12 protein-coding genes are annotated in these 12045 nt (G+C 64.8%); 5 read left to right on the plus strand and 7 right to left on the minus strand.

Annotation, left to right across the window (positions count from 1 at the left end; genetic code table 11):
* Both ACKODO_RS05170 and ACKODO_RS05175 read right to left on the minus strand, forming a co-directional pair.
* A partial coding sequence (locus ACKODO_RS05170; protein ID WP_408982381.1) for an integrase arm-type DNA-binding domain-containing protein occupies positions 1-246 on the minus strand: 246 nt, incomplete at its 3' end.
* 222 nt (positions 247-468) lie between these two features.
* Positions 469-1965: an aldo/keto reductase gene (locus ACKODO_RS05175; protein WP_408982382.1), complete on the minus strand. Its 1497-nt coding sequence runs from the start codon at positions 1963-1965 to the stop codon at positions 469-471.
* A gap of 154 nt (positions 1966-2119) precedes the next feature.
* Between ACKODO_RS05175 and ACKODO_RS05180 the strand changes: the two genes are divergently transcribed.
* From ACKODO_RS05180 to ACKODO_RS05200, 5 genes are read left to right on the plus strand one after another with little or no spacing between them, the layout of a single operon-like run.
* A complete protein-coding gene (locus ACKODO_RS05180; RefSeq protein WP_408982383.1) occupies positions 2120-3259 on the plus strand; it encodes an ABC transporter substrate-binding protein in 1140 nt (379 codons plus the stop codon).
* Entirely contained in the window at positions 3256-3714 is a 459-nt protein-coding gene (locus tag ACKODO_RS05185; protein WP_408982384.1) for a hypothetical protein, read from the plus strand. Before ACKODO_RS05180 ends, ACKODO_RS05185 begins: the two co-directional genes overlap by 4 nt.
* A 45-nt stretch (positions 3715-3759) precedes the next feature.
* On the plus strand, positions 3760-4749 hold the full coding sequence (locus tag ACKODO_RS05190; RefSeq protein WP_408982385.1) for an ABC transporter permease: 990 nt from the start codon (positions 3760-3762) through the stop codon (positions 4747-4749).
* A 53-nt stretch (positions 4750-4802) separates the two neighbouring features.
* The gene (locus tag ACKODO_RS05195; RefSeq protein WP_408982386.1) at positions 4803-5681 is read left to right on the plus strand and encodes an ABC transporter permease; all 879 of its coding nucleotides are present in this window, start codon (positions 4803-4805) and stop codon (positions 5679-5681) included.
* 22 nt (positions 5682-5703) lie between these two features.
* Positions 5704-6942: an amidohydrolase family protein gene (locus ACKODO_RS05200; RefSeq protein ID WP_408982387.1), complete on the plus strand. Its 1239-nt coding sequence runs from the start codon at positions 5704-5706 to the stop codon at positions 6940-6942.
* Positions 6943-7140: 198 nt separating this feature from the next.
* Here ACKODO_RS05200 and ACKODO_RS05205 read toward each other — a convergent pair whose 3' ends face one another.
* From ACKODO_RS05205 to ACKODO_RS05225, 5 genes are read right to left on the minus strand one after another with little or no spacing between them, the layout of a single operon-like run.
* The gene (locus ACKODO_RS05205; protein WP_408982388.1) at positions 7141-7911 is read right to left on the minus strand and encodes a sulfite exporter TauE/SafE family protein; all 771 of its coding nucleotides are present in this window, start codon (positions 7909-7911) and stop codon (positions 7141-7143) included.
* Between the two features lie 10 nt (positions 7912-7921).
* Positions 7922-8677, minus strand: a complete 756-nt coding sequence (locus ACKODO_RS05210; protein WP_408982389.1) for an SDR family NAD(P)-dependent oxidoreductase — start codon at positions 8675-8677, stop codon at positions 7922-7924.
* Between the two features lie 11 nt (positions 8678-8688).
* On the minus strand, positions 8689-10053 hold the full coding sequence (locus ACKODO_RS05215) for an MmgE/PrpD family protein (protein WP_408982390.1): 1365 nt from the start codon (positions 10051-10053) through the stop codon (positions 8689-8691).
* Entirely contained in the window at positions 10050-11549 is a 1500-nt protein-coding gene (locus ACKODO_RS05220) for a tripartite tricarboxylate transporter permease (RefSeq protein ID WP_408982391.1), read from the minus strand. Before ACKODO_RS05220 ends, ACKODO_RS05215 begins: the two co-directional genes overlap by 4 nt.
* 3 nt (positions 11550-11552) lie before the next feature.
* Positions 11553-12044 (minus strand): tripartite tricarboxylate transporter TctB family protein, encoded by a 492-nt coding sequence (locus ACKODO_RS05225; protein ID WP_408982392.1) that lies wholly within the window; start codon positions 12042-12044, stop codon positions 11553-11555.
* Position 12045 lies beyond the last annotated feature (1 nt).

A 12045-nucleotide genomic window follows, 5' to 3' on the forward strand; every position in this document is an offset into this window, starting at 1 on the left:
CCCGCTCGCGATTTCACCAAGTAGCCGCCTCGCTTCGTTCCGCGCCGTTTCAACCGTCCAAGGAGAGCCGTGGCGGCCAATCGTTAGGAAACGCTGGCGACCGTTCACACGGGCCTTCACGATGAAGACCGGATCGAGAGATTGACGGCGAACGCCGAAGCCACGAACCGCCTGATCCCACAAGGAAGCGCCCGGAGGCAGGTCGTCCACGGCGGATTTCGTTAGCTTCACAGTCGGCATTGCCATTACCCCTTCGTCCGGCGTAGCTACCGATTAGCTACCACAAAGTCCGCAACCAATAGCAATGCGGCGAAAGAGAAATGGCTTTAAGCCATTGATATGTCAACGCCCAATATTGCGCTGCATCTTGTTCAACAAGACTGGGGGACTAGGGGTCGTGGGTTCGAATCCCGCCACTCCGACCATCCGGTTTCCTGCGATGAGACCGCATCTCGCGCTGAGCGGACATTAAGTTCTATCGCGCGATCCGATGATGGCATCGGCCTCGATCTTCACGCGATACCCCTCCCCGATCAGGCGGCTCACTTCGAGCATCGTGTTCGCCGGACGAGTATGCGCGAAGTAATGCCCGTGGACCCGGGAAACGCCCTCCCATTCATCGGCATCGGTGAGATAGATCCGTGTGCGCACCACATCTTCGAGCCGCGCGCCGGCCGCGCTGAGGCTCGCGGCGATCTTGTCGAGAATGTAGGTCGTCTGCGCGGCGGCACAGCCCCGCGCCACCGGCAGGCCCGCGCCATGCGTCGCGGTCGTGCCGCTGATGGTGATCTGGTTTCCAACCCGCATCGCGCGGCTATAGCCCGCAATCGATTCCCAGATACTTCCGGTGCTGACGCGCGCGCCATCGCTGCGGAAGGGCACCGGCTCCGCCGCGTAGATCTTCGGAAAGCCCTCGAGATGATGGCTGAGGTCGCCGGAAGCTGTGAGGAAGGGCGGCTTGCGATATTCATCGCCGCAATCGCCGGGCGGGTTGCGCGTCTCGGCGAAGGCGGCATCAAGCCGGGCATGATCCTCGGGATCGAGCACGAAATCGAACACCCTGAGGTTATCGGCGCGGTGCTCGTTCTCGCCAAGCCGTGCGCCCACGATCACCGCCGCGACGGCCGGCTGTTCCAGCACCCACCGCGTCGCGACATTTGGGATGGAGACACCGTGTTTCTCGGCGATGGCGCAGGCTGCCACAAGAATGGCCTGGAGCGCCGGCCAGCCGCCGATCTCATTGATAAAACGCCTGTATTTCGATTTTGACCAATCTGGGATGTCGCCATGCGTGGGTTCTGGGCGGCCGAGCCAACGCTCGGAGAGGAAGCCGCCGCCCAGCGTCCCATAGGCAAGAAGGCGCACGCCATGGCGCATCGCGACCCGGCTGAGATCACCCGCCGCGCGACGGTCGATGAGCGAGAAGCTCACCTGGTTCGAGACGATCGGCAGCCCGTGGGCGCAGAGCATATGCAGGTGGTCGGCGTTGAAGTTGGTGAGGCCGATATGCCGGAAAAGGCCTTCCTTGCTGAGCTTCGCCATCTCCATCAGAGCATCAAGATAACCCGGATGCTCATACATCCACCAATGGAACTGCATGAGATCGATGCAGTCCGTCTGCATGCGGTCAAGCGAGGTGCGGATGCCCTCGCGCACCAGTTCGGCGCTCATCTCGCCCGGTGCGGGGCACCATTTCGTGAAGGCGCGCGGCCTGGTATCCGGCAGGGAGCCGGCGCGGATGCGTTCCAGCAGGCGGCCGGTGAGCACCTCGGCCGAGCCGTAATGGTCCGCCATGTCGAAGGTGTCGAAACCCGCCTCGGCATAGGCCGAGAGCGCTTCCGCCCCGCGATCGGGGTCGATCACCCCCGATTTCCGCTCGATATCGGCGACCTGCCACAGACCGGTGACGATGCGCGAGATTTCGAGGCCGGGGGCGAGCATCATGCGTTCGGGGCGGGAGGCCATGGTTCATCCTTGTTGTGGGTAACCCATCTGCCGTTTCGGGCTCTGCCCCGGTGAACCCCGACGCTGCCCCTTGCGACCAACCGACCGGGCCTATTGTATCAGCTAATATTTTGGGCCACGATCCTGTCAATCTTCAAAGCTTGGGGGAAGCGTGGTGATCAAGTTCTTGCGCCTTGCGGCGGTTTGCGGCGCGCTCGCGCTGGCCGGATATCCGGTTTTTGCCAACACGCTTCGCTACGGCGGCACCACGCCGCCGCTGACCATGGACCCGCATTCCACGAATGATTTCGTGACAGCCTCGCTGGTTCGGCAGGTTTATGACAGCCTCGTGGGGCTCACGAACGACATGGACATTGAGCCGGGCATCGCCACGGCCTGGGCTCCGGCCGGCGAGAACACCTGGCGCTTCACCATCCGCGAAGGCGTGAAATTCCATGATGGCACTTCCCTCACCGCCGAGGATGTCGCCTTCTCCATCATGCGGCAGAAGGAAAGCGCGCTCTATCGCTCGATGTATGGCCAGATCCGCGAGGCGAAGGTGGTTGATGCGAAGACCGTCGATGTCATCTCGCAGGGGCCCGACCCGATCCTGCCGCGCAAGATGGTTCGGCTGTTCGTGATGTCCGCCACCTGGGCGAAAGCGAACAATGTCGAGAAGGTGCCGGATCTTGGCGCGCAGGGCACGGAAGCCTATTCGCTGCGCCACGCCAATGGCACAGGCCCCATGCGCCTCGTGCTGCAGGAGCCCGCCCAGCGCACGACCTTCGAGCGCAACAGGGCCTATTGGGGCACCTTCAGCGGCAATGTGGAGCGCGCGATCGACACGCCGATCGCCTCTGCGCCGACGCGCGTCTCCGCGCTTCTGTCGAACGAGCTGGATCTGATCACGGATGTGCCGTTGCAGGATATCGAGCGCATCAACGGTACTGCGGGCTTCGTGGTCTCCTCCGCGCCGCAGCAGCTCTTCATGCAGCTGGAGATGGATGGCACCCGCGATGTCGCCCTCGACATCTGGGACAAGAACGGCCAGCCGCTTCAGGCCAATCCCTTCAAGGATCTGCGCGTGCGCCGCGCCTTCGCCCATGCGGTGGATGCGAAACTGATCGTGGACCGCGTGATGCGCGGGCAGGCCTTCGTGGTCGGCACTGCGGCCGCGGCCGGGTTCGGCGGTTACCAGAAGGATCTCGATGTCCGCTGGCCCACGGATGTGGAGCTTGCGAAAAAGCTCCTCGCGGAAGCGGCTATCCCAATGGCTTCATCGTCCAGCTCAACTGCCCGCTGCAGCGCTACGTGAACACCGAAGAGATCTGCCGCGCGACCGCGAGCATGCTCGCACGCATCGGCGTCGAGGTGCGCATCAAGGGCATGCCATGGCCTGAATTCGCGCGCATGCTGGTGAACGGGCCGAATTCCTCGTTCCACCTCATCGGTGCGGCCGGCAATTCCGGCGATGTGCAGGATACCTTCACCTCCGTCATGGCCACCCGCAGCCGTGAGAAGGGCCTAGGCGGCACGAACTGGGCGCTCTGGAGCAATGCGGAATTCGACGGCGTGACCGCCGAACTCGTGAGCACCTTCGACCCGGCGAAACGCACGGAGCTCTACCGGCGCGGGCTGACCATCGGCAAGGAGCAGGTGCATGCGGTCTATCTGCACCAGCCCATGCTCACCTGGGCCATGCGCCGGAGCGTCACCGTGCCGGCCCGGGCGGATTCCGCCGTGATGCTGAAGGACGTGACGATCAAGTGACAGGGGCCCGGGCCCTCCGCCCGGAACAGCGCACGGGATCCCCGGATGTTCGCCTTTCTCCTCAACCGGCTGGCCCATGCCGTGCTCGTGCTTCTGGTCGTGAGCATCCTGGCCTTCACGCTCGGCACCACGGTCGGCGATCCGGTCGCGAGCATTCTCGGGCTTGATGCGACCCCGGCGGATCGCGCGGCTTTGCGCGCCCGGCTGCGGCTCGATGAGCCGGTTGTGGTGCGCTATTTCCTTTATCTCGGCGATTTGCTTTCCGGCCGGCTCGGCAATTCCTATGGCGCGCAAAGGCCGATCATCGATCTTCTGGCCGAGCGCATTCCCGCCACCGTGGAACTTGCATTGGCCGCGCTCCTGCTTTCGGTTGCGATCGGCGTGCCGCTCGGCGTTTTCGCGGCCGCGCACCCGGAAAGGCGGCTCGTGCGCTTCCTGATGACCTCCTCGGTGATCGGGGTTTCCGTGCCGACCTTCATCCTCGGCATCATCCTGATTTTCACCTTCTCGCTCACCCTTGGGTGGCTGCCCTCCTTCGGGCGGGGCGAGGTGGTGAAGTTCGAATTCTGGAGCACGGGCTATCTCACCCGTTCCGGGCTCAAATCCCTGATCATGCCGGCGATCTGCCTCGCCATCGGGCAGATTGCGCTGGTGGCGCGGCTGGCGCGGGCCGAGATGATGGGCGTATTGCGCACGGATTATATCCGCTTCGCCCGGGCGCGCGGGTTGAGCGATCGCGCGGTGCATTTCTCCCACGCGCTGAGGAACACGCTGATCCCGATCATCACGGTCAGTGGCATCCAGCTCGGTTATCTCGTGGCTTTCGCGGTGGTGGTGGAGCAGGTCTTCCAGTGGCCGGGCATGGGGACCTTGTTCCTGCAGGCGCTCGCGCAGACCGATGTGCCGCTCATCTCCGCCTTCCTGATTGCCGCCGCCTTGTTCTTCGTGTCGATAAACCTCGTGGTCGATCTCCTCTATGCCATCGCCGATCCGCGACTGCGCATCCGCACGCTCACGCATGGGGCAGGCGGATGACGCCCGATTTACCCCGCGATGAGCCCTTTCTCCATCGGCTTCGCCGGCATCCCTTGGCCGGAAGCCTGCTTGCGACACCGGTGACGCTTGTTGCGCTGTTCCTGCTCGCCCTGGTGGTGGCCTCGGCGATTTTTGCGCCCTGGATCGCCCGCACGAACCCTTACGATCTCGCGACGCTTGACCTTCTGGACAGCCACCTCCCTCCGGCCTTCATGGCGAAGGGCGATCCGCGCTTTCTTCTCGGAACGGACAGCCAGGGCGCGGACCTCGCCTCGCTGCTGCTCTATGGCCTGCGGGTCTCGCTGCTCGTGGGCCTTCTGGCGGTGTCGATCTCGGTCACGCTCGGCACGATTGCGGGGCTCGTTAGTGGCTATTTCGGCGGGCTCATCGACAGCGTCGTGATGCGCATCGCCGATATCCAGTTCACCTTCCCGGCGATGATGCTCGCGCTACTGATCGGCGGGGTGAGCCAGTCGCTGCTCCCGAATGACAAGCGCGCGGCGCTCGCGATGCCGATTGTCGTTCTTGCGCTGGGCATTTCGCATTGGCCGCATTTCGCGCGGCTGGTGCGCGGCGCGGTGCTGGTGGAGCGGCAGAAGGATTATGTGGCGGCCGCGCAACTCGCGGGGCGCGGGCATCCCGTGCTGATGTTCCGGCATATCCTGCCCAATGTGCTGAACCCGATCTTCGTTCTGGCGACCCTTGATATCGCCTTCGCGATCATGGCCGAGGCGACCCTCTCGTTCCTGAGTTTCGGCATGCCGCCAACGCAGCCCTCGCTCGGGACCTTGATCCGCATCGGCTATGGGTATCTCTATTCGGGCGAGTGGTGGGTCGTCGTCTTCCCTGCCCTGACCCTTGTCGTGCTGCTCGTCTCGATCAACATCGTCGGTGACTGGCTGCGTGACCTGCTCGATCCAAAACTCCGATGACACCCCGCATAAAGGTTCTGCCATGTCCTCGATCCTTCTGACGAATGCCGCCCTGTTCGATGGCCATGGCGACGAAGCCGTGCCCGGCATGAATGTGCTGGTGGTGGGGGATCGGATCGAGGCTGTCTCCGACAAGCCCATCAAGGCCGAGAGCGCGCGCGTGATCGATTGTGGCGGCGAAACCCTGCTGCCCGGCCTCATCGACGCGCATGTCCATGTCTTTGCGATCAGCCTCGCGGCCTCCCGAAACGAGACGGTGCCGCTGACTCTGATGACCGCGCGCGCCGTTCCACGCATCAAGGCGATGCTCGATCGCGGTTTCACCACGGTGCGCGATGTCGGCGGCGGGGATGTGGGCATCCGCGATGCGGTGGCGCAGGGCGTCATCCCCGGCCCGCGGCTCTATGTGGGCGGCCCGGCGCTGACCGAAACCGGCGGGCATGGAGACCATCGCCGCCGCACGGATAGCCGCTATGACATCGATTACAACTCGAACGCCTTCGTCTTCTTCTCTCGCATCGTCGATGGCCCGGAGGATATGCGCCGCACCGTGCGCAACGAGATCCGCAAGGGCGCAGACCATATCAAGGTGATGGCCTCTGGCGGGGTGGGTTCACCCTCCGATCCGCTGGAAGGCGTGCAATTCTCGAAGGAAGAGCTGGAGATCTGTGCTCGCGAGGCGGCCGCGCGCGGCAAGTATGTCTGCGCCCATACCTATACCAGCGAGGCGATCCGCCACGCGGTGGGGGCGGGCATCCGCACGGTCGAGCATGCGAATTTCATCGATTCGGAGACCGCTGCCTTCGTGCGGGACCGCAACGCCTATGTGGTTCCCACCCTTGTCTGCTACGAGGTGACAGCCCAACACGGCACCCGCCTGGGGCTCACGCCTTTCGTCATGGAGAAGCTCGATCTCGTGAACAAGGCGGGCATCGCCATGCTCGACATCTGCGAGCGCGCCGGCACCAAGATGGGCTTCGGCACCGATCTCATGGGCGAGATGGAATATGCCCAATCCTACGAGTTCACGATCCGCAGGCGGGCGCAGAAGCCGGCGGACATCCTCCGCTCCGCCACCAGCCTGAATGCGGAAATCCTGCAGGAAACGGGGCGCCTGGGGGTGATCCGCGAGGGGGCGCTGGCCGACATCATCCTCTGCGCGGGCAACCCGCTGAAGGACATCACGCTCCTTTCCGAACCGGAGAAGAATCTGCGCATCATCATGCAGGGTGGCCGCTTGCACCGGTGCGATCTCGCCTGACATCGCGCTTGCCAGCCAAGGACACTCGCAATTCCGCAAAGGATGATCGGCGGGCGAGGAGCGTATCGGAGATCAGGCCGATCCGGATCGTTCTGCCCGGCCACGGCCGCTAACGGCAGGCCGATGGCGGCTCATGCAAGCAGCGTTCGGAACAAGGATGGCATCGGTATTGTTTCCCCCATTTTCCGGTTCTTTTCGTTAGAAGAGCGAGCGCATTGCCCGGTAGAGAAACCCAATTCCGCCCGCAACAATCACGGCGTCGATGAGGCCGGCATGGATGGAGAGCGGCATGCGCCGGAGGAGCGCCCGCGCCACATAAGCGCCGGGGATCATCATGACACCGACAACGATACCAATCAGCGTGAGGTTCCACGACAGAACGGCGGCAGAGCCGAAGACGAGTGACTTCACAAGATGCACCACGAGACCGATCACGGCATCGGTCGCCACGAAGACCGCTCCCGTGAGGCCTGCGGCCGCGAGGATGGGCAACAGGAGAATGCCGCCGCCGATCGTCGCGCCTGAAACCAGCCCGAAGCCGAAGGAAAACAGCAGGATGACCAGTATTGGCAAGTTCAACCGTCGGCTCGGCAAGGTACGCTTGAGCACCACGATGATCAGCATGAAGCTCCCCAGCAGCAAAGCGATCGCCCGCTCGCTCAACTGGGTGTAGATCATCGCGCCGAGGATCACGCCGGGAATCGATCCGGCGAGCACGATTCCCGACACCTTCCAGTCGATCTCGCGGCGAAAGGCCTGGATGCGCGCGAGATGGCTCACAGTCATCGCGACGCTGATCGTCTGCACCAACGCCGCCACGCCGAGGATCGGCGCCAGCGCGAAGGAGAGGATGATCGCCCCACCTGAACCGGTGATCGCGCTGGCCATCGAGGCGAAAAAGGCCGCAACGGCGACCGTGATCGCCGGGCCGATCTGCGCGAGGTCAGAGAGCGAGGTGGCTTCGGTCATCGCGCGGCAATCATGAGAGGTAAGCGCCGCCATTGGCGTGCATGGTCTGCCCCGTGAGGTAGCGGGCCCGCGGGCCGGCGAGGAAGCGCACCAGGGCGGCCACCTCTTCCGGCAGGCCCTTCCGGCCCAACAATGTTGCGTGGTGCTGATGGTGGTTCGGCTGGGCATGCGAGGCGCCGCCGCGAACGGTGTCGATCAGCCCAGGCGAAACGAGGTTCACCGTGATGCCCCGGCCCGCGAGATCATGCGCCAGCGCCTTGGTGAGCCCGTCAAGGCCCGCCTTGGCGGCCACGACATGCGCGCGATCCTTCGCGCCGGTATAGGCGGTGAGCCCGCCGATATTGATGATGCTCGCCATCCTGCTTGCGGAAAGGGCGGCGAGCGCTGCCCGGCAGCAGAGGAACGGGCCTTCAAGGCCGACCTGCGTCACCGCGCGGAAATCCGCGAGACTCATCCGCTCGAAGGGGATTTCGGTGCGGATCGCCGCGTTGTTCACGAGGATGTCGAGCCCGCCGAATTTCGCTGTCGTGGCAACCACCAGCGCCGCGACGGAGGCTTCATCCGTGACATCCGCGGGCATCCAGGCGGCCTTGCCGCCCGACGCCTCGATGAGACGCACGGTCTCGGCGAGTCCCGCCTCATCGGCACGCGCGCTGACCATCACGGCCGCACCGCCCGCCGCGAGATCGAGTGCGATGGCCCGGCCGATATTCTTCGCGCCGCCCGTGACGAGGGCAACAAGCCCGGAAAGTTCGTCGTTTGGCATCTTGAGGCTCCTCAGAGACGCGCGGCGGAAAGGGAAACCGGGCCGCCTTCCGCAATGGTGCGCAACGACCCGAGGAGGGCTTCCATGCGCAACGGATCGATGCCGCCGAAGCGGGCATTGGCACGGTACTTGGCAAGGATATCAGCATCGGAAAGCGGGGCATGCGCACCGCCGCGCATATGCGGCTGGCGCAGTTCGCGCGTGCTGCCATCCTTCAGGGTGGCGCGGATATGGCCTGTGAAATTGCGAGGATATTCATTTTTGGGATCAATCACGTAGCTCACCTTCGCGGCGAGCCCGCGCCGCGCGGGATCGCGCACGGCCTTATCCTCGAAGGCCGCGAGCCCTGCTTCGCCGAGCAGGAAGCCCGCCGCGATGCAATCCGGCGTCGAGAATTTCGCGGCATAGCCGTTCGGCGGGTTCTGCTTCAGTGCGAGCGGTTCCCAAAGGCGATGCACCGTCCCCTCTCCCACCTCGCAGACTAGGCTCACGATGTCCCCGGCCTGCACACCCGCCCTGGCCAGTGCGATGGCGCAATCGACGTAAGGCTGCGTCATGGTTCCGCAGGCATGAGGCTTGAAGGCGAGGTCCTCGCCTACCCATTCCTCGCCAAGTCCGGTAGTGAGCTTCGAGAAATCCGGCTGCTTCGAGGGCGCAAAGGCCTTGTAAAAGCCATGCGTGCCTTCAAACACCGTCCGTGGGCCGGTCAGCCCCGCTTCAGCCAGAAGCGCAGCGCGGATGCCGCTCTGGGCGGCAAGCCCGGCATGAAGGCGCTTCGTCGATGCACCATCCGCGAGATATTCGATGATGCCCGAGGCCATGGACCCGGCAAGGCCCAGCGCACGCTCGGTCGCCTCGGGCGAAAGGCGCAGAAGCGTTGAAACCGCGGCGGTCGTCGCCAGCGCGCCAATCACCGCCGTGGGGTGGAACCCCGCCTTGTGGATGGCCTGCGGGGCGACAAGGCTGCCCCGGCACATGATCTCGACGCCCACCGCGATGGCCACCGGCACGATCGGGCCGGAAATCCCGCGCCGTTCGGCCATGGCCAGCACAGCCGGCACGACCGGCGCGCCGGCATGCACCGGGCCACCCTCGAACGTATCGTCGAAATCCTCGCCATGCGCCGCGGTGCCGTTCACTAGAGCAGCGTCAAGCGCCGTGAATCGACCCGGATGGCCGAAGATCGTCGATTGCCCCTGCCCTTCCACCGAAGCAAGGCAGGCCGCGACATAATCCGTTCGACGCGCGGCCAGGCACAGCCCGGCAACGTCGATCAGCAGCCGATGCACCATCGAGGCGACGCCATACGGCAACGGATGTTCCGCGGCGATGGCGGCAAATTCGCCGATCTGGCGGGCGATACTCGGCGTGGTCACGCGGGGACTCCCCTGGCTTTCCTAAGGTCGCGTCCCTCGCGGACAAGCGAGACGACAACAAAAACAGCTGCGAGGCCCAGCAGGCCGAGGCCGATCTTGTCTTCGAGGAAGATCATGTGATCGCCATCCGAAAGCAGCAGCGAACGGCGATAGCAGCCCTCGATCATCGGGCCGAGCACCACGCCCAGCACGGCCGGCAGGAAGGGGAAGCCGGAAACCCGCATGAGGTAGCCGATCACTCCGCCCGCCAGCACCAGGCCGATATCGAACAGGCTGGAATTAATGGTGAAGATGCCGGCCATCACCAGGGCGAGGATGAAGGCCGCGAGATAGGGCCGCGGGCGGTTCACCATCCACATGCAGAAGGGCAGGATCATCATGCCGATGAGGATCTGCGCGAGGGTCGCGACGAGCGAGCCCAGATAGAGCCCGAGCACCACATTGCTGTTCTGCTCGAAAAGGCGCGGACCCGGCAGCAGGCCGTGGATCAGCAGCCCGCCGAGCAGCACGGCCGCCGAATTCGAGCCGGGAATGCCGAACGACAGGAGCGGAATGAGCGAGGTGGAAGCCACCGTGTTGTTCGCCGCTTCCGGCGCGGCGATGCCCTCGGGGGAGCCCCGGCCGAATTCCTCCGGCTTCGAGGACCAGCGCTTCGCCTCGTTATAGGCGAGGAAGGCCGCGATCGAGCCGCCGCCGCCGGGCATCAGCCCCTCGAAGGTGCCGGTGACGCAGCCGATGCCCTGCGGCCTGAAGAGGCGCTTCATCATCGCCCGGCCCGGCAGCACGATGCGCACGCGCGCCTCCGCCACCGCGCCATGGCCGGCCGTGCCGGATTGCATCAGGAGTTCGCTCACCGCGAAAAGTCCGACCATCACGAGGATGGGCTTGATGCCGCCGATCAGCTCGGGCACGTCGAAGGTATAGCGCGAGACGCCGGAAATCGGGTCTGTGCCGATGGTCGAGACCATCAGCCCGACGATTGCCGCCGCGAGGCCCTTCAGCAAAGACCCGCCCGAAAGCGAGGCGATGATGCTGATGCCGAGAATGCCAAGGCCGAAATAGGAGGCGGGCGTGAAGCTCAGCGCGAGGCGCGAGAGCGGCTCGGTCATTGTCACGAGCAGGAAAAGGCCCACGAGACTGCCGACCACGCCCGACCAGAGCGAGATGCCCAAAGCCTCGCCCGCCTTGCCCTGCCGCTTCATCTCGTAGCCGTCGATCACGGTCGCGGCGGCGGAATTCGTGCCGGGGGTGCGGATGAGAATGGCGGGAATCGAACCGCCATATTCCGCGCCGATATAGGTGGAGGCGAGGAGCACGATCGCGATGGTCGGGTCCATGCCATAGGTGAAGGGCAAGAGCAGCGCCATGGTGATGGACGCGGAAATGCCCGGCAGCGCCCCGCCGATGATGCCCCAGATGAGCCCGATGATCGCCGCCGGCACGATTGGCGTGCCGATCAGCAGGTTCAACGCCTGGGAGAACTCGAACTGGCCCATGGTTCAGCCGATCAACCGGGAGACGGGCTGCTCGACCCCGAGGAACCGCACGAAGACCAGCCAGAAGCCAAGCCCCACCAGGGCCGCGATCACCATCAGCCGCGGCGAAGGTTTCGCGCCTTCGAACAGGGCCGTGGCCATCACCAGCAGGGCGATTCCCACGGCGAAGCCCGTCCATGGCGCGATGACCATATAGCCGATGCCAAGGCCGACAAAGGCCAGCGCGCGCGGCAGCGCGGCATGCGCATCCTGCTCGTCGCCGCTCGCCTTCGCTTCAGCCGCCCTCGCTTCGACCGGTGCCGCAAGACGCAAGGCCAGGAGGCTCTTGCCGATCAGCGCCACGGCCACGATCGCCAGGGCGATGGCGAGCAGGTTCGGCAGCCCCTCGGGGCCGACACCGTCCGAAAGCGAACTCGAGGGGATACGCCGGGTCATCCAGGCATAGCCCGCCGAGAGGCAGAGCAGGGCGATGCCCGCCGCCAGGTCTTTCTTCATG

The sequence above is a fragment of the Rhabdaerophilum sp. genome, assembly GCF_046092605.1.
Lineage (GTDB): Bacteria > Pseudomonadota > Alphaproteobacteria > Rhizobiales > Beijerinckiaceae > Rhabdaerophilum.